13 protein-coding genes are annotated in these 19526 nt (G+C 51.2%); 4 read left to right on the forward strand and 9 right to left on the reverse strand.

Translation table 11 applies throughout. The features are described 5' to 3' along the window. Both AC6I8A_RS16890 and AC6I8A_RS16895 read right to left on the reverse strand, forming a co-directional pair. Positions 1 to 1242 carry an HlyD family type I secretion periplasmic adaptor subunit gene (locus AC6I8A_RS16890; protein WP_497818811.1) on the reverse strand — a complete coding sequence of 414 codons (1242 nt, stop codon included), beginning with the start codon at positions 1240 to 1242 and terminating at the stop codon, positions 1 to 3. Further along, complete coding sequence (locus AC6I8A_RS16895; protein ID WP_436332374.1) at positions 1239 to 3551, reverse strand: type I secretion system permease/ATPase; 2313 nt, start codon at positions 3549 to 3551, stop codon at positions 1239 to 1241. Before AC6I8A_RS16895 ends, AC6I8A_RS16890 begins: the two co-directional genes overlap by 4 nt. Positions 3552 to 3819: 268 nt before the next feature. Here AC6I8A_RS16895 and ddlA point away from each other — a divergent pair, with 268 nt between their 5' ends. Next, positions 3820 to 4914 carry a D-alanine--D-alanine ligase gene (gene ddlA, locus AC6I8A_RS16900; protein WP_256697532.1) on the forward strand — a complete coding sequence of 365 codons (1095 nt, stop codon included), beginning with the start codon at positions 3820 to 3822 and terminating at the stop codon, positions 4912 to 4914. A 14-nt stretch (positions 4915 to 4928) separates the two neighbouring features. Here the strand turns inward: ddlA and AC6I8A_RS16905 are convergent, their stop codons facing one another. From AC6I8A_RS16905 to AC6I8A_RS16915, 3 genes are all read right to left on the reverse strand, one after another. Continuing rightward, positions 4929 to 6353: a GGDEF domain-containing protein gene (locus AC6I8A_RS16905; RefSeq protein ID WP_497818812.1), complete on the reverse strand. Its 1425-nt coding sequence runs from the start codon at positions 6351 to 6353 to the stop codon at positions 4929 to 4931. Positions 6354 to 6647: 294 nt separating this feature from the next. Then, complete coding sequence (locus AC6I8A_RS16910; RefSeq protein WP_497818813.1) at positions 6648 to 8123, reverse strand: SulP family inorganic anion transporter; 1476 nt, start codon at positions 8121 to 8123, stop codon at positions 6648 to 6650. Positions 8124 to 8805: 682 nt separating this feature from the next. Continuing rightward, complete coding sequence (locus AC6I8A_RS16915) at positions 8806 to 9615, reverse strand: 5'-nucleotidase, lipoprotein e(P4) family (protein WP_256698452.1); 810 nt, start codon at positions 9613 to 9615, stop codon at positions 8806 to 8808. Positions 9616 to 9723: 108 nt separating this feature from the next. Between AC6I8A_RS16915 and AC6I8A_RS16920 the strand changes: the two genes are divergently transcribed. Then, on the forward strand, positions 9724 to 10443 hold the full coding sequence (locus AC6I8A_RS16920) for a purine nucleoside phosphorylase YfiH/LACC1 family protein (protein WP_265298776.1): 720 nt from the start codon (positions 9724 to 9726) through the stop codon (positions 10441 to 10443). A gap of 30 nt (positions 10444 to 10473) precedes the next feature. Here AC6I8A_RS16920 and AC6I8A_RS16925 read toward each other — a convergent pair whose 3' ends face one another. From AC6I8A_RS16925 to AC6I8A_RS16940, 4 genes are all read right to left on the reverse strand, one after another. Continuing rightward, positions 10474 to 11793 (reverse strand): gluconate:H+ symporter, encoded by a 1320-nt coding sequence (locus AC6I8A_RS16925; protein ID WP_008103467.1) that lies wholly within the window; start codon positions 11791 to 11793, stop codon positions 10474 to 10476. 79 nt (positions 11794 to 11872) lie between these two features. Further along, complete coding sequence (gene idnO, locus AC6I8A_RS16930) at positions 11873 to 12637, reverse strand: gluconate 5-dehydrogenase (RefSeq protein ID WP_265298774.1); 765 nt, start codon at positions 12635 to 12637, stop codon at positions 11873 to 11875. Positions 12638 to 12646: 9 nt separating this feature from the next. Beyond that, positions 12647 to 13678 carry an L-idonate 5-dehydrogenase gene (idnD, locus tag AC6I8A_RS16935; protein WP_265298772.1) on the reverse strand — a complete coding sequence of 344 codons (1032 nt, stop codon included), beginning with the start codon at positions 13676 to 13678 and terminating at the stop codon, positions 12647 to 12649. Between the two features lie 170 nt (positions 13679 to 13848). Then, entirely contained in the window at positions 13849 to 14550 is a 702-nt protein-coding gene (locus AC6I8A_RS16940) for a response regulator (RefSeq protein ID WP_256697538.1), read from the reverse strand. A gap of 480 nt (positions 14551 to 15030) precedes the next feature. Here AC6I8A_RS16940 and AC6I8A_RS16945 point away from each other — a divergent pair, with 480 nt between their 5' ends. After that, a complete protein-coding gene (locus AC6I8A_RS16945; RefSeq protein WP_497818814.1) occupies positions 15031 to 18675 on the forward strand; it encodes an ATP-binding protein in 3645 nt (1214 codons plus the stop codon). A 98-nt stretch (positions 18676 to 18773) separates the two neighbouring features. Then, positions 18774 to 19397 (forward strand): response regulator transcription factor, encoded by a 624-nt coding sequence (locus AC6I8A_RS16950; protein WP_256697541.1) that lies wholly within the window; start codon positions 18774 to 18776, stop codon positions 19395 to 19397. Positions 19398 to 19526 lie beyond the last annotated feature (129 nt).

Genomic DNA, 19526 nt, shown 5'->3' on the forward strand with positions numbered 1-19526 from the left:
TTAACGCTCGCGGAATGCTTCTTTAGCTTTCAGGACCGGCTTCAGCAGGTAATCGAGAATGGTTTTCTCACCCGTGCGCACCTCGACGGTGGCGATCATGCCGGGAATGATTGGCAGATCTTTGTTACCCGCATGCAGCGTGCTTTTGTCCGTCAGGATCAGTACGCGATAGTAGGTATCATCCGGGCGTCCACTGGCCGCTTTCTGATCGTCTTTCAGGGTATCTGGACTGATGTATTCAACGTGCCCATCAAGCCCGCCGTATATGGCAAAGTCGTAGGCCGTGATTTTCACCTTGGCCGGTAAACCAGGACGCAGGAAGGCGACATCAGACGGACGGATTTTCCCTTCCACCAGCAACTGCTCTTCCAGAGGAACGATTTCGAGGATGTGCTCACCTGGCTGAATAACCCCGCCAATCGTGTTTACCCGCACGTTTTTCACCGTACCGCGCACTGGCGCCACTATCGTGGTGCGATCAACGATATCGGCACGACCAATAAGGTTTTCGCTCACCTGGCTCAGTTCTAATTCCAGGCGTCCCAGCTCGGTGTGGGCATCAGATTGATAGCGGTTACGACGCTCAACAATTTGCGCCTGAATGTCATTGGCCTGACGCTGCATGCGCAGTAGTTCGACTTCCGACAAGAGACCTTTGGCCGCTAACGGTTCAGCCAGATGAATCTCACGCATTGAAAGTGCGTAACTGCGTTGCAATGAGTTAATGCTGTCACTTAACGCACGTTTACGCGATTCATATGCTTTCGTTTCCTGCGCCACCACAGCCGGATCGCGCTTCACCTGCTCATCAAACGCCAGTGGCAGTGAATACGCTTCCGCACGCAGGCGCGCAATGCTGCCCTTCAGCCCCACCACTTTGCTCAGGACTTCGCGATAGCTGGACTGCGCACGCGTTGGGTCAATTTTCAACAGCACATCACCGGGATCCACTACCGTACCTTCACGCACATTCATCTCTGCCAGAATGCCGCCTTCCAGGCTTTGGATGACCTGTTCGCGACTGCGTGAGATGACTTTGCCATCGCCTTTGGTGATCTCTTCGACTCGTGCGTAATTGGCCCAGGTTAATCCTATGCCTAATACCGCGATGATAATCCAAATCACCAGCTTGGAACCGGGCGTGGTTTGTGACAGCAGAGATGCCTGCACGTCATTCATAAATTCGGCATCAGCAGCGGACATACCTTTCTCGCTCTTACGCCATGGCATTAACTTGCTCATACTGCAGCCTCCTCTTGTGCTGCTTCTTTCGGCGCAGACACTGCCGAAGCATCGTTAGCGGGCGCTGACGCAGGTACTGCCGGTTCAGCAGCCTTACGCGGCTGTGGACGGGGTTTGTTTTTCCCTTCCAGCGCGGCAAGTACCTGATCTTTAGGACCGTCCGCGACCACTTTTCCTTCTTCCACTACGATGATGCGTTCGACCAGCGCCAGAATGGATGGACGATGCGTTACCACGATCAGCGTGTGTCCTTCACTGGCACGACGTAAGTGCGTGAGGAACTGGTTTTCAGTCATGCTATCCATGGCGCTGGTTGGCTCATCCATCAGCAGCACTTTTGGACGCGTCAGCAGCGTTCTCGCCAGAGAAACCAACTGACGCTGACCACCTGACAGGCCTTCACCGCCCTCGCCGACCGTTAAATTGATCCCGCTTGGATGACGTGCGGCAACGTGATCCAGACCAGTAAGGTTCAGCACGCGCAACAGCTCATTGGCAGTGGCGTCCGGGCGCCCAATCATCACGTTTTCGCGCAGCGTGCCATAAAACAGACGCGCATCCTGCCCGACAAAACCAACGGCTTTGCGCCAGTCCGCTGGATCAATCTGGTTTACGTCCAACCCATCGGCTGAAAGCTGACCTTTAACCGGCTGGTAGAGTCGCGCCATCACACGTAATAAGGTGGATTTACCGCTACCGATGCGACCGAGAATCGCGACGCGTTCTCCGGCTTTGATGCTCAACGAGATATCTTTGAGGATCTCCGGGTTCGGCTTCATTGGCGGTGCTGGATAGGAGAAGTTGACGTTAGTCAGCGTGATCTCACCACTCAACGGTGGATCAGTGAGATAGGTTTTGCTGCTGTCACGATCGACGGGCATCTCCATCAGTTTGTTCAGCGAAGTTAACGCGGCTTTTGCCTGCTGATAACGCACTGCCAAACCAATAACCTGGCCGAGCGGGCCGGTGGCGCGGCTGGCGAGCATCACGGTGGCGATCATCGCACCCATGGTGAACGTGCCTTCGTTGATCAGATAAACACCGGCAACCACCAACATCACGGTCTGGAACTGCTGCAGGAACGTCACCACGCCGGTTGCCAGCGTCGAGTAACGTTTTGATTTCATTGAGTTAGCTGATTGCAGTGCACTGAAGTTTTCCCAGCGGCGCTGCATGTGCGCTTCACCGCCCACCGCTTTCAGCGTTTCCATGCCTTCAACCGACTCGATCAATACGCCTTGCTTGAGCGAGGCGTCACGCAAGTTCTCTTTCATGATGCGTGCCAATGGCCACTGGATCGCGGCACTGACGATGATGATCAAAGGGATCATCATGAGCGGAATGATTGCTAACGGGCCGCTGATAAAGAAGATCACGCCAACAAACATCAGAATGAAGGGCAGATCGGAAATCGCCGCCAGCGTGGCGGAAGCCACGAAGTCACGCACCGATTCGTACTCACGAATTTGGTTCGCAAAGGTTCCTGAGGAAGCCGGTTTATGCTCCATCTGGATGGAAAGCGCCTGGCGGAACAGCATACTGCCAAGCACTAAATCGGCCTTTTTACCGGCCATGTCCAGTAGATGCGCACGTACGAAACGCGTAACGGCTTCAAAAACCATCGCAATGGTGACGCCAATGGCCAATGACCACAGCGTTACGAAGGCCTGATTGGGCACCACACGGTCATAGACGTTCATGGTGAAAAAGATGCTGGAAAGACCGAGGACGTTGATCAATACCGCCGCAATTGCGGCGCTGCGGTAATAGCGGCGATAGCGCCACAGCGTGGTAAACAGCCAATGGCCTTTCACCTCTGGCAACATTTCACTGGCGCGCTCATCAACCACCGCAGCAGGTTTCGCCATCACGGCGAAGCCGGCGTAGATCTCATTGAGTTCTGCCAGGCTCATCTCAACGGCTGAAGCGCTCACTTCTGGCATCACCAGTTGGAAACGCAATTCACGTTGATTCTCTTCGTTGGTGTGAATACGGCGTGACAGCACAATACAGCCGCCGCCCTCTTTGCGCAGCAGTATCATCGGCATTAACTGTTCCGGAAGATCCTGCAGACGTCGTTCGACCATACCGCCGGTAATGCCGGCATTTTCCAGCGCAGTCATGGCTTGTGATGGTGAGAGCAATGTCGCTTTTGGCAAACCCGCCACCAGCGCTTCTTCACTTTTCTCGCGTTTGTAGTGTTTGCAGATCCAAGCCACGCTTTTTAACAACGTGTCATCCACCCTGGTTTCAATACGAGCAACAGAACGCGCATCCTGCTCCACAGCATCCTGCTTCTGGTCGACCATTTCCCGACTCCTGTAAACCTGACAAAAAAACGGTGAGCACATTGCCCACCGTTGCACCTGTTTGAATTGGGAAAATTCTGACAGAATGCAGGTTTTGAGCCGTCCAAGACTTGTCTCAAACGGTTATGAATAATTGTTTAAACTCGTGACTGAGCAGGCTGAGATAGACTGTTTTACAGTGTGTTATGCAGGAAAAAGCAGGGCTATTGATGGCTGTCCTGGGCGTGTTATCTTACTGGCTCGCTTTATCGCAATCGGACAAATAGCAATGGTAAAACAGCGTGTAGGGATCGTGTTTGGCGGCAAATCAGCCGAGCATGAAGTGTCATTACAATCAGCCAAAAACATCCTCGAAGCCATCGACAAGAGTAAGTATGACGTGGTGTTACTGGGGATCGATAAACAGGGTGAATGGCATCTCAATGATGCATCGGGATTCTTGCTCAACGCTGAGAATCCGAAGCTGATTGCCCTTAATCGTTCAGGTGAAAATATCGCGCTGGTACCAGGAAGTTCTTCCCAGCAGGTGATTACCCGTCAGCAGGCGCAGCCGCTATCACAACTGGATGTTATTTTCCCTATCGTGCACGGCACGCTGGGTGAAGATGGTTCGCTGCAGGGCTTATTACGCATGGCGAATCTGCCGTTTGTCGGTTCTGACGTGCTCGGTTCTGCAGTCAGCATGGACAAAGATTTCACCAAGCGCCTGTTACGTGATGCTGGTCTGAGCGTCGCTCCCTGGCTGAGCGTAACGCAGGCACAGCGCGCGAATATTAACGCTGAGGCCGTGATTGCGCGCTTTGGTCTGCCGCTGTTTATCAAACCGGCTAACCAGGGATCATCCGTCGGCGTGAGCAAAGTCGACAGCGTTGAAGCGTTCGATGTCGCACTGGATCTGGCCTTTACGTTCGATCGCAAAGTGTTGATCGAGCAAGGGATCAAAGGACGCGAGATTGAGTGTGCTGTGCTCGGCAATGATACGCCAGAAGCCAGCCCATGCGGCGAAGTGGTCGTCCACGATGCCTTTTACTCCTACGACACCAAATACATCAGCGAAAGCGGCGCTCAAGTGGTGGTGCCAGCAGCGATCAGCGATGAAGCCAGCGAGGCAATACGTCAGGTGGCGATTACCGCGTTTCAGGCGCTGGAGTGTTTTGGTATGGCGCGTGTTGACGTGTTCCTGACGGAAAGCGGCGAGATCATTGTCAATGAAGTGAATACCCTGCCAGGCTTCACCAACATCAGCATGTATCCGAAGTTATGGCAGGCTGCGGGCTTAAGCTACAGCGACCTGATTTCCCGTCTGATCGAGCTGGCACAGCAGCGTCATCAACAGACCAGCCAACTGAAAAGCAGCGTGTAAAAGGCGGACGTGGCTCAGGCCACGTCATTCATCATGCTGCGCGGTTCCATCGCCGGTGAGGTTTGATTTCGTCCATTGCGTTTGGAGAGATAGAGATTCTTATCCGCCGCTGACACTAAACGATTAATTACGCCAGGCCACTCACGTTCGCTCTGCGCACTGCCGCGCGCCAGGCCTAAACTGGCGGTGACCGTTACCGTGTTGCCCTGAATCCAGAACTTCTCTTTGACCATCGCCTGGCGCACTGTTTCAGCCAGTTGATAGAGCTGGCTGTGGCTACAATCGAACACCACCACCACAAACTCTTCACCACCAAATCGACACACCATGCCACGGTTACCAACCACACGCAGAATGCGCCGCGCAATCTCTTCAAGCACGCAATCACCGGCATCGTGACCGAAGTTGTCGTTAATGGCTTTGAAATAGTCGACATCGAGCATCACTACGCCAGCTTCCCGCTGTAACGAAAAAGGTTCATTTCTAAGACTTTCATACAGACCGGAACGCGACAGCAACTGGGTGAGGAAATCAAAATTAGCGCGCAAAGCAAGGCGATGATTCAGCTGGCGGATGGCATCCATGCTCACCGCCACAAGCAATGGACTGAGCGCAACGGTAGCAACGCCAAGGCGTGCCGAAGTGAGATGGCTAATCGGCAGCAGCGCATCGTCACCCTGAATATTCATGACGCCGTGCGACACCAGCACAATCTCGGTGATACCGGTTATCAGGATCACCAAACTGGTCAACGGAATCGGCAAAACGATAGCGCACCAGATCAGGGCAGGAACCGGGAATGTCAGGCTGCCTGCCCCGCCAATTAATGCTCCAACGATCAGCGACAGGATGACCGCCGCCAGTGGCAGCAGTTTGCCGGGATGCAGCAAGGTGCGCGGTGAGACCGTGCGCAGCGGGCGTGCCAGCATTACCGGCAGCAGCATCAGCGAAGTGGAGAACTGTTCGCTGAACCAGTCGCCCCACGCCACGATAAAGCGCGCATTGAAATCGATATCCTGCGCCCATGCGCCCCAGGTCGCACACGCCGCCGCGCCAAGAAAACAGGCGGGAAAAATGCGCATCGCATTAAATACCTGACTGTTAGCGGAAGGACGCTGCAAATGTTTGATCAGCATGCTGACCGCGACGAGGATAAACAGAATATTAGCAAAATTGACGGTAAACGCCGGCAGCGCCCAGCCGGAAAATACCGTGTCGTTAAAAACCATCGCACTAAAACACACCAGATAACTGGAGGTGGTGTGCAAAAACGGATTCCGCACGATCAGTCCCGCCACCAGTGCATTTACCGGCCAAAACAGAGAGAACTCTTCGGGAATGCGTAAATGGCTGCCGATAAAGCAGAAAAACAGCGTAATGAAGAACAGCGTGAGAGCATTCTTTTTAAAATTATTCTCTTCAAACAGCATAACGCGCATACGTCTGAACCCTGTAACCTGGAAAGTGCCGCCATCAGCCATAGGCATCAGCAAGCATTAAACCGGAAATAACCGTGCGATGATTCGGTAATTAAGCAAGTGTTCGTCATCCTACTCTGCGGCTGGGCGGCGCTCAACCTGCCATAAACAGCAGCGTCGGGCCAAATGGCATTGTGGAAACGCCAGAGAAAAAGGATAAAACTTGCGGCAATTATGCCTTGTAAATAAAAAAATCGGCTATCCGAGATATCCGATTTTTCATTTTAAAACCGCTATTCCAGCGCAGACTTATTGCTATTTCACCACAACAGGCCACTGACTCAGACGAATGCCACGTTCACGCGCGTTTTCACCAAAGTCTTTTAGCACCGCCTTAACGTCGGGATCCATATACTCGGCGTTATCGTTATCCACAACGACCACGCTATTTTCCGGAATTTCCGCCAGCAATCCCTGCAGTTTCGGATTGTGCATAAAGGTCAGATTTTGCTTGAGGCGTAAAACGTAGTGACCGTCATGACGCGTGAGCTGCAAGGCGTTGCGATGGCTTTTATAGATGCTGTAGAGAATTTGGGTAGCGATGCCAATTCCAATGCCGGCCAGCATGCCAAACACGATAATCCCGCCGATGGTGGCAAGGAATGGCACATATTGCTGCGGCCCCATGCGTATCTGCTCAATGAACAGGCGCGGTGTAGCCAGCTTATAACCGGTATAGAGCAGCACCGCCGCGAGGCTGGCAAGGGGAATCGCGTTGAGCAGATTACTGAACCACAGGCCGCAAATTAATAGCAGCACACCATGGATTAGAATCGACAGCTTAGTTTGCGCGCCAACGCTCACATTCACCGAGCTGCGCACGATCACCGCAGTAATCGGCATCGCGCCAAGGAAACCAGCCGTCAGGTTACCAATGCCCTGCGCAAACATCTCTTTGTTGGGTGAAGGTGCAGGATTTTGCGGACGCAGTTTCTTCAGCGCTTCCTGGCTGAGCAGCGTTTCAAGGCTCGCGACCAGCGCCAGCGTTATCGCCACCATCCACACAGCAGGGTTTTGCCACGCTTGCCAGTCTGGCGTTTCCAGCTCCGCTAACAGCGCCGACATGCTATCAAACGCAGGTAGCGTGATGCGCGGTAAGCCTTCTGCCAGCGCCGGGAACAGACGATCGCCAAACACTGTGGCGGCACAGCCCACCAGCACCGCCATCAGCGGGCCGGGCATCCAGCTTAGCGCTTTAAACGATTTAATCAGCGGTGTGGTCCATAGCCAGAGAATCAATAATCCCGCGCCAGCAACCAGCATCGCACTGCTCGAAAATTGAAACTCCCCGTTAACCAACGACAGCAGCTCGACATCGCCCGCCGCGCCGAATGCTACCGGAATTTGCTGCATAATCAGCAGAATACCAATCGCCGCCAGCATGCCTTTAATCACGCTGCTCGGCACCAGCGCGATAAAGCGTCCGGCACGCAGTAAGCCAAACAGGCACTGCAACGCACCCGCCAGAATCAGCGCGGTGAGAAAGGCGGAAAAGCTTCCTAGCGTGGCGATCGATGCGACCACAACCGTCACTAAACCCGCCGCTGGACCGCTGACGGCAAAGCGCGACGGGCTGAGCGCAGTAACCAGCAAACCGCCAATCACACCGGTTAGCAGACCAGCAAAGGGTGGCAATCCACTTGCCTGCGCGATGCCAAGACAGAGCGGCAGCGCGACCAGGAACACCACTAATCCAGCCGGAATATCCTGACGAAGCGTGCTTAAATTCATGGCGTTGATTCCTCTGCAGATTGCTGAATTAACCGCGCGCGGCGCTGCATAGCCAGACTGCTATTTATCGCTAATAAGGGTTTCAGGGTCGTCACAATAATCTTCTCTCAACGTTTTGAAATATCGCTTTCAACTAAATAGCGACGTCATTAAACGCGGCTATGGAGAACAATTGAGGATGAAAGCAGAACTTCCTCACAGAAATTGTTTATAGACGCTTAAGCATAGTGTTGCATCAGGAATATTTGTGACGTCGACAAAATGCGTCTTTTTGTAAACAAAACTTCAGTAAACATATTAATTTGGTAAGTTTATGCAAGTGGGCAAACATTGAGCGAAAACGATAAAAATGATTATTAACAGTTAAATAAGAGCATCATTAAATATAATATTCGTGATGCAATTACAAAAAAATACACGTAATAATGCTATGCCTTTCAAGTGGCGATAAGAATTAAGCCTTTTGAGCTGAGAAGATTCCTAATTGTAAAATTTATGATTAGCGTTATTCACTGCCATTTTGCCAGCAAGACAATATAATTCACTGCTCATTCTCATCAAATTAAGTAAGAGATCAGGAAAACCGTGAGGAGAATAATAGTTACGCAGGAGTGTAAATATAACTGGACCTGAAGAGGACATGAATGCGCCTGCCAACGCAGACGCTATTTCACCTGACGAACTATTTACCGTTCCACGCTTTCATACGCGCTTCACGCACCTGCAATTGCTGTTCAGGCGTTAGTTTGTTGTAGTTTTCTGCCATGCCACTTTCCCAGTCGCCATACAGCGGGTTCGGTAACACGATGAATTGGGTGCCAAAACGCTGATGGTTGAGGCTCACGAACTGCTGACGCTGCGCATTTCCCTGATGCCAGGTTGAACCGCCAAAGTCATTCAGGTTGTCGCCCACATACAGCACCACGTTGTAACCCGCGTTTTTCACCGCATCAAAGCGCTCTTGCTTGTTGGAATTGCCGGTGCTCAGGCGCACTGTTTTCTCGCTCACCCCGCTGAAGCCCAGCTTATTCAGGTTCTCCACCGTTGCGGCATAGTCTTTTTGATCGCGGTTGGAGATATAGAACATAGTGCCGCCGTGGCTGTTGACGTAGTTAGCAAACTCCACTGCGCCCGGCACGGCGGTGGCCTGACGCGCCTGCGTCCACGCTGACCAGGTTTTACCGGAGAAGGGCTGGCCATTTTTTGCCTGCCACGCGCTATAGGCGCTGTTATCAATCATGGTTTCATCCAAATCGACGATAACCGCTTTCGGTTTACCCGCCAGCGATGGCGCCTGATCAAAAGCCATGCGCGCGCTGTTAAACGCCTGCCAGCTCAATGCCTGATATTCGCCGGATTGCTGGAACCAGTTCACTGCCAGTACCGATTGCTGACCGAGCTGCTGCTGAGCCTGCTGTTTGGCAGGTTGCGCGCAACCGGTCAACGCCAACGCGATTAAGCCGGACGCCGCCAGCAAAGTGGTTTTCTTCATCATTTCATCCTTAAGTGATTAGGGCAGTTTTTGTAAAGCTTTAAAAATGTAGCAGTTAACGTAAGCTGTGGGCAGCAGAAAGCAGCCGTTTGGTGAGAGGAGACACTTATGGCACAGCACCCGCACAGCGGTCCACGCTCGAGACTATTGGATGCGTTTTCCTGGCTGGAATACGCGTTTCAACCGGCGGGCCAGCCCGTTCCAGTCAATGCCGCTTACGGCCAACAGCGTCACAGCGCCAATGTGCTGCTGGCTAATCAAAACATCCCGCCTAAGCGTTGCGAATCAGATGGTTTGATTGGCGAAGATCATCTGCCGGTCGCGGTATATACCGCCGATTGTCTGCCGGTGTTATTTGCCGACCCGCAACAACAGCAAGTGGCGGCGGTGCACGCCGGATTAAAAGGCACACTCGGTGGCGTGTTGAACAACGCGATTGATCGTCTGCTGGAACGCGGCGCCAGCCGTGCAACGCTGTGTGTGGCCATCGGTCCGGCGATCGGGCCGTGCTGCTATGAGCTGGGTAACGATCTGGTGACACAGATGCAGGATCGTGACGATCTTCCGCCGTTACCCTACTTCACTCAGCAGCCGCATAACGCACAAGCGATCCGTCCGCAGGCGCGGGCTCAGCAAGATGGAATCTGGTTTGATTTGCCTAATCTGGCGCGGCGCTTGTTGTTACAGCGGGGAATAGTGGCGGAACATATTGAGATGCTAAACGTTTGTACTTACTGCATGGCGGAATCGGGTTCCAGCTATCGCTACAACACCCATTTTGACAGCGGCTATCAGTCACGTTTCTCGTGGATCCGCACGCGTGTTTGAGGGCTTCACATCCTTGTGAAGCCTTGTCGATCAGTGAATTATCGCATTGAGCGCCAGTACGCCGGCTAAACCGAGAATCGAGATCAGCGTTTCCATCACCGTCCAGGTTTTCAGGGTTTCCACCACGCTCAGGTTGAAGTAGCCTTTGAACAGCCAGAAGCCGGGATCGTTAACGTGTGAAGCGATCACGCTGCCGGAACCCACCGCCAGCACCATCAAGGCCGGATCGGCGTGCGTGGCCGCGATAATCGGCGTCACAATACCGGCGGTGGTGATGGCGGCCACCGTGGCCGAACCCAGCGCCACGCGCAGCATTGCCGCCACCGTCCAGCACATCAGCAGCGGTGAAAGAGACGATCCCTTCATCATATCGGCGATATAGTTACCCACGCCGCTGTCCACCAGCACTTGTTTGAACGCACCGCCGCCTGCGATGATAAAGATGATCATGGCGATGGCGGCAATCGATTCGCCGCACATATCCATCACTTCTTCCATCTTACGGCCATTGCGCAGCCCCAACGTCAGCACGGCGATTACTACCGCGATAAACAGCGCTACCGCTGGATTGCCGATGAATTCAAAGAACTGACGCAGCGCGTTCTCTTTCGGCGTGGTCAATTCGAAGACGGCGGCAATCGCCATCAGTACCACGGGAATCACTGCGGCAAAGATACTGATACCAAAGCCCGGCATCTCCTCTTCCGTGAAGATTTTTGGGTTATACAGCCCTTCCGGCGGTGACTTCTCAAAGCTTTTGAGGAACTTCGAGAAAACCGGTCCGGCAATAATCACCGTTGGAATGGTGATGATCATACCGTAGAGCAACGTTGTACCGAGATTGGCACCAAAGATGGTGGCAATCGCCGTTGGGCCCGGATGTGGCGGCAGGAAGCAGTGCGTGACCGAGAGCGCGGCGACCATCGGCACGCCGACGTACAGCAGCGGCAGACCGGCAGCTGCCACGATAGTGAACACCAGCGGCAGCAGCAGCACGAAACCGACTTCGTAGAACATCGCCAGCCCGACAATCAATCCGGTCACCACCAGCGCCCATTGCAGCCGCTCTTTACCAAACGCGGCGATCAGCGTAGTGGCAACGCGTTGTGCGGCACCGGTATCGGAAACCAGCCGCCCCAGCATGGCACCGAAGCCGAGGATCATCGCTAATCCGCCTAACGTGGAGCCGATACCTTTCTGGATCGAGGCCATCACATTCAGCGGCGTCATGCCTTCAGCGATACCGACCACCGCCGAGACAAACACCAACGCAATGAAACCATTGACCTTAAATACAATCATCAACACCAGCAGCAGTATCACACCCAGCACAATGATGGTTATTGGCATTTTTTATTATCCTTAGGAATACAGAGGGGTGATTAAGGTTTAGGCGCGGCCCGACGATAACGCCAGCCGCGTCCAGATATCACACGGCGACGCGCATGCCACCGTCAACGAACAGCAGATGCCCGTTAACAAAGTTCGATGCACCGGAAGCGAGGAATACAGCCGCACCAATCAGCTCTTCCGGCTTGCCCCAGCGTGCGGCTGGCGTACGCTTGGTGAGCCAGCCGGTAAAGGCAGGATCGTCTGCCAGCGCCTGGGTCATCTCAGTGACGAAATAGCCCGGCGCAATGGCGTTGACCTGAATATTGTGACGCGCCAGCTCCACGCACATGCCGCGCGTCAGCATAGTCACCGCGCCTTTGGAGGCCGCGTAAGGCGTGATGGTGTCGCGCCCTAATTCGCTCTGCATCGAACCGATATTGATGATTTTGCCCTGCTGACGCTCAACCATTTTTTTCGCCACGGTTTGCGAAACCAGGAATACGGCGGTCTGGTTTACCGCAATGACGTCATTCCAGTCCTGCTCCGGGAATTCCAGGAAAGGTCGGCGGCGCTGAATGCCGGCATTATTTACCAGCACATCAATCGCGCCCCACTCCGCTTCAATCTCATCCACCGCCTGCTTAACCTGCGCCGATTGGGTGACATCAAACGCTTTGGCGTGCGCGCGTAAGCCCAACTCACGCAGATGCGCGGCGCCCTTCTCTGCCCCTTCGAGCGTGGTGGCGTTGACAATCACTTCGGCACCGGCTTCCGCTAAGCCACGCGCCAGCAAAAACCCAATACCACGCGCCGAACCGGTCAGCAGCACACGCTTGCCTTCGAGAGAAAATAACTGGCTCATCACTGCTCCTTAAAAAGTTAACTGAACTTTAGCGGCACGGGTTTTATCGCCGGCAAACTGCAGCGCGGCATCAATATCCTGCAAGGCGAACTCACCACTGAACAGCGGCAACGGATTCACCACGCCAGTAGCTAGCCATTCGACGGCGGTGTTGAATTCATGAGTAAAGCGGAAGGAACCGACCAGATTTATCTCTTTGGCAATCAGCGCCATGATTGGGAAATTGGGGATGGTGCCGCCCATACCAACCTGCACCAGCGTGCCTTTGGCGCACACCACATCAAGGCAGCGCTGCAGCGAAGAAGGATGACCAGAGGCTTCAAACGCCACATCGAAATAGCCTTTGTCGGCGAGGTATGGCGCGAAATCGCCCTCTGCGGCATGAATCACGTCGGTTGCGCCCATTTGCTGCGCCATCTCCAGTGAACGCTCGCTGATATCGCTGCACACAATGGAGGCGGCGCCACGCGCTTTTGCCGCCGCCGCAATCAGGCAGCCAATCGGACCCACGCCCGAAATGAACACGTGCTTGCCAGTGAGATCGCCCGCCTGCTGCGTAGCGTGAATGCAAACCGCCAGCGGCTCAGCAAATACCATGACCGTTTCGTCGGCATCCTGCGGGAACGGCACACATTGCGCGCTATCGACCACTTTATATTGAGTAAAACCGCCATCAACGTGCGGCACATACATGGCGCTGCCGAAGAAACGCATGGTGGTGCACTGATTTTCCTGATCGCGCTGGCAATATTTGCAGGTGCCGCAGGGCTTTGAGGGATTTACCGCGATTTTTTGCTCGGGTTTGAGATTCGGGTCATCGCTCTCAACCACGTAGCCAATCACTTCATGGCCAAGAATCATCGGCATTTTGATCTCAAAACTGCCGACCTTACCTTCCTGATAGTAATGCAGATCGGAGCCACAAATGCCGCCACGCGTGATGCGCACCAACGTACCTTTGCCGTCCCATTTCACCTGCTGCTGTGCAACGCTGACTTGTTTTTTTCCAGTGATCATGCCGGATTGCGTTTCGATATTCATAACGTCCCCATAAGTGCTGTAGCAATGGGCGCCATCAGACCGGGTTACGCAGCTTTAAACTGTGATGAAGATCACCTAAAGACATGTTACGGAAAGGTGTTACCTGGAACGTGAAGTATGCAATGCAGAGGAGGCTACTGGCGGCCGTATGTGGCCGCCTGTGAAGAAAATTAATAGCCTGACATCAGGTCGTGGCTGTATTTGAACAGCTCAGAATCGGAGCGCAAACCGAGTTTTTTCAGCGCCGATTGTTTCTGTCCGCTCACCGTTTTACGGCTGCGCTTAAACTTCACGGCAATTTGCGACACGCTTAAACCATCGAGAAAACAACGCACCACTTCCACTTCGCGCGGGCTGAGGGTTTTCACCTTCTCATACATGTTGCCTTTGCTGCTGAAATCAAGGCTTTCATCCAGTGACTCTTCACTCATGACATAGAGATTTTCCACTTCATAGGCGACTTCTTTTGACAGGAACAAACGTCCTTGTGCCACCTGACGAATAGCGTGTGTGATCTCTTGCATGTTGTGGCTCTTACCAATGAAGCCTTTTACACCCGCGCTCAGCACCATTTTGACGATGGCAGGACTCTCCATTGAAGAAGAGATCAGAATTTTTTGCTGCGGATAGTGATTACGCAGTTGCTTCACCAACGCCAAACCATCCAGTTCACGCTCGCCCAGCAGGAAATCCAGTACCAGCACATCAACCACGGTACTCCTTAGCTGATTAAATAATTCATTACTTGAAGCCCAGGTTCCCACCAAATGAATATCGGACTCATGTTTTAAACACAACTCGAAAACGGTACGGACCATTGGGTGATCATCAAGGACAGCCACACGCACTTGTTTATTATGTGCATATACCATTTATTTATTCCTTTATTACAGCATTAACTTTGTCCAATTCTGACCACCACAACTGCTTCAATAAATAAATGGTATCGATTACAGCAGTCGTGAAAGAGTAGCATTCACAACATCAGAATTTTAAATTGATAGAGTCACTCTAACAGCGGCCATTTTTATATGCCTCTTTAGGTTTATATTTTATCGTGATAAATTTTTACTTGCCTGCTCACGTAAAAGTGGGAAAAGTCTGACTTAACTCCTTAACAAGACCACATAAGAATTGTCTTGAAAGAAAATGAGCAATATAACTAACTGAATTTACTAATTAATTATAGCCATATCGTAACACCACCTTCACAGACACTCTTTCACTAAAAATCAAATATTTGAGAATGGTCGCAAAATATTCTCAGCAAAAGAATAGAGCGAGCGAAAGATAACAATATCCTTATACTCGATAGTCCTGATTGACATTAATGAATATTTTAAGAAGGCTGCGTGCTAATCAACCTTAATACCTTTCGCTTGTTAGCTGTATTTTTTTTGGCTTTATTTTCATGTTCATTAATAGCATCAGAGAAAAAACTGCAATTACTGGCGCGATATGATACTGCTCAACCTGCTTTGCAACTGGCTGAGCCTATTACTTCAGAGTTTCGTAATCACGTACTCAAAGTTGCCGTAGCTGGGAAACCACAACCGCCTTTTTTTATGGATATGGATACGCGGCGATTCGAAGGCGTAAGTGCGGATTATCTCTCTCTAATTCAAAATATGCTGGATACCACGGTAGAAATCCATCATTACGCCAGCCACAGCGCGGCCCTGGAAGCCTTAACCAGCGGAGAAATGCATCTATTAGCGATCTATGTGGATCAACCCTCACTCGCAGAGCCGCAATCATTGATCGCCAGCGAACCCTGGATGCTGGATTACGCAGCGATAGGTTTTAATCCTGAAGAGCGCAATGAACTCAATCATGATGAACCTAATCGTATGGCCTGGTCAGGTTCAGCACTGCTGCGTGCGCATTTGGAAGAGATTTATAAGAGTGATGTTTTGGTTCGCTTTCCCGGTTACTACGATGCTGTCGCGGCGACAGTTTTTGGTCAATCAGAGCGAGTTTGGGGCAGCGCCGCCACACTTATGCACCTCAATCGCTTTATGTTCGCAAATGCGCTGGAAATCACGAAAGATGATCACTCTCTCGCGATTAATGTTAGCTTTGGCATTAGTCCGCGTTATCCACAACTTGCCGATGCGATCAATCTTGCCCTAACACAAATTCCGCTCTCTATTCGAATGCAAATAGCGAAGCGCTGGCAGCTTGATACGTACCATGTGCTGCAACGTAATCCGCTAGCACTCTCGCATGAAGAGGAGAAGTGGCTACAGGAACACCCACTTATCAATACCGCACTACCGCAAACCCTCGCGCCACTCAGCAGTCGCAGCGGGGGTATGCCCTTTCGCGGCATGATCATTGACGTCTTAGATCTTATTGCCAACCTAAGTGGCATCACCTTCAATCCAGAAGTTCAGGAAGAAAGTAGCCGTAATCAAGCCGATAAGCATTCTCCACATCTGTATGCACTAGAGATGCTTACCCATGAAATTCCTCCTCAGTTGGTCACCCGCTCCTGGCTAGTTTCACACTGGGTTATTATTCGCCATAAGCGCCCCCGCAATCTTATGGCTCGGAATACTTTCCCGTTTGGTTCTGCTCTCATGCTCAACAACAGGCAAATGAAAGATTGGATGCTGCTGCATTATCCCCATCTGAATCTCTCCTACGTCGATGACCCTTTACAGGCCTTACGCGCTTTGCAGACGCAAGAAATTGATGCGGTAGTGCTGCCAAAAATCTTTGCGGATAACTTGCTCCACAACCATTATACAGATGACTTTATTGTCGAAACGACTTTGGGTGCCGAGCCGGCACGCTTTGTGATGCGCGTAGAGCCCGGTAATGAAATGCTGGTTAGCATCATTAATAAAGCATTAATCGCAATTCCGCCGGAAACGATGTTCAAATTACTGGCGCAGTGGCGTCAGTCAGATATGCCGTTTTTAAGTGCTTCCTGGCAGAACTACAAACAAATTATCTTGCTGATCGTATCAGTCTCAACCGGTTTGATAGCACTGATTCTGTTGTGGAACCGCCATCTGCGTAAGGTCATTCAACAGCGTATTCAGGCCGAAAACGCGCTCAAAAATCAGCTCAATTTCACCCATACGCTGTTTAATGATTCGCCCGTTGCTATGTATATTCGCGACAAACAAACCCGGCTGGTGGATTGCAACAATGCCTACCTGAATTTTATGAATTTCCGGCGCGAAGAGGTCATCGGAAAACGACTTTCGGACGTTTTGACAGGCAATAACGCCAATATTCATAGTATTGAAGATGGCTATCAGAAAACGTTACTGGATGGCGAAGCCGTCATACGCGACATCCATATGGACTTTGATCAGCTTTCATTCCAGCTTTATCACTGGACGCTGCCGTTTCGCGATCGGCACGGTGATGTCGCAGGCGTTATCGGAGGCTGGCTGGATGTCACTGAACGCAATGCGCTGTTGCAGGAGTTACAGCTCGCCAAAGATGTGGCTGATAAAGCCAACCGCTCCAAAAGTGAATTTCTTGCCAGCATGAGCCATGAGATCCGCACGCCACTACACGCTATGATTGGCTTGTTGGAATTAGAAACTCGCTTACAACCACCGGATTCGCTATCAGAGAATATCCGCGTCGCCTATAACTCAGCACGCGCACTGCTGTCATTGATTGGCGATATTCTCGATCTGTCGAAAATCGAATCCGGCCTTTATCAGCCAACATTAGAAACAATCTATCTTCCTGATGTACTTGATCAAGCAGTCACGCTTTTTCGTAATAAAGCAGAGATTAAGGGCCTTGAATTGCGGATAGAAATGGATATTGCCGCTTACTGGGTGAAAACGGACCCATTAATGCTTAATCAAATCCTTTCTAATCTAATAAGCAACGCCATTAAGTTTTCCGACAACGGCACTGTTACGGTTGTCCTCATGCAGGGCATCGCGCAAGAGGAGGAGGGTTGCGAATTCGTGATTGAAGTTAGCGATCAAGGCTGTGGCATGACGGAAGATCAACAGCACGCCATTTTCGAACCTTTTGTACAGGTCGGCGATCGCCAGCAGCAGCAGATTGGCACCGGATTAGGACTAAGCATCTGTCGTAATCTGGCACATTTACTGGATGGTGAGTTAATTGTAGAAAGTTCGCCGGGTGAGGGCGCGGTATTCTCTTTTTACTTCCGTGCCTTGCCGGGTGAACCTCAGGATCAAACACAACCTCATTTGTCGCAGCCGCTGATGTCAGACAAGCTCTCGGTGATGATCATTGACGATCACGCCCCCAATCGATTGCTGCTCGGCAAACAGCTGGAACTGGCCGGACATCAAGTCATGGTGAGTGAAAGTGCAGCTGAAGCATTGACATTATGGCAACAGGATCCGTTACGCTTCGATCTTATCATTACTGACTGCAATATGCCCGGTATGAACGGTTTTCAGTTCACTGAGGCGCTACGGCAATACGAGCAGGATCATCAATTAACACCGATTATGTTATTCGGCCTGACTGCATCGGCTGAGCAGCATATCATGCAACGCTGCTTACAGGCGGGAATGAACGATTGTCTTTTCAAGCCGCTAAATTTAGAGAGCTTACTGACGCAGGTTGCACGCTGTACCCGTCGCAGTGCCCTACAACCAGAAATGCTAGTGACGTCAATAACTCCATCAGAACCGAGTATTGCCTCTTACCCGCAGCTTTTCACACAATTGGCCGAACAAGACAGAGAAGGTTGCCTGGCATTACTCACCAGCATACGAAGCAGTCACGATGAATTAGTGGCATCACTTCAGCAGACGGATGATGCCAATACATTGTCGCAGCTTGGACATAAACTTAAAGGAGGAGCAGCAATACTTAATGCTACCGTTCTGGTTGAATTGGGCCGCAAGCTGGAAAAGCACCTTGAGGAAGGGCACAATTCACAATCGTTAATTCAGCAAATTATCCAAGAGATGAACCGTGTCGACGAGTCATTGGATGAATTTGAGAAACATCGCTTGAAAAATAAGCAAGATTCCTAGAATCATAATCTTATCGAGACATTTCTCGGTTCGCCCTATTATTCTGCCGGACATAATGGCCGTCAGCGTCATCATTACGGTGCCGTTAAGGGAGATATATGTTTAATGCAAAAATCCTCATCGTTGATGAGCATCGTTTGGTTGCCGCCGGCGTGCAGGCTTTATTATTAATGAACGGTTTTAATTGTGTCACTACTGCGCACACAATTAACGAAGGCATAGATGATATTATTCATCATCACATCGACATACTCATATTGGCCCCGGACTTCAAAGAGAAAAACGGTATTGCTTTTTTGCGTGATATCGTTAAATCCAAGACCTGGATGAAAGTTATCCTAATTGGCCACAGTGGGAACAACCCTGTTTCATTACAGTCACTTAGCCAGGGAGTAAACGGATTCGTATCTACATATGATCCGATTCAAACGCTAATCGCTGCTATTGGCTGTGTATCTAACAATGTAAATTATCTTCCTGGTGACATTCTGGATAAACGTCAGCGTTACGTGAACGAACAAGATATGCTTTCGCGTTTAACAGATCGTGAAAACTTGATTTTACGGCAACTTGCACAGGGAAAGTCGAATAAAACCATAGCTTGTGAATTAGGATTGAATAACAAAACCATCAGCACCTATAAAACAAAAATATTCCAAAAACTTGAGTCAAAAAACCTGGTCGATATTATCGAACTCGCACGTCGTAATGGTGCGTGCTAAAAGAAAAATCAAGACTAGTCTTGCGGATAAACAGTGTAGTGACATGGCATGATGTGCCTTGTCCTTACCCTGGACAGTTTTTAAAAAGATTGAGTTATAAAGGAATTAACAACCACAGAGCTAATTTAT

This window comes from Pantoea sp. X-Soil-ISGK-275 (genome assembly GCF_059730795.1).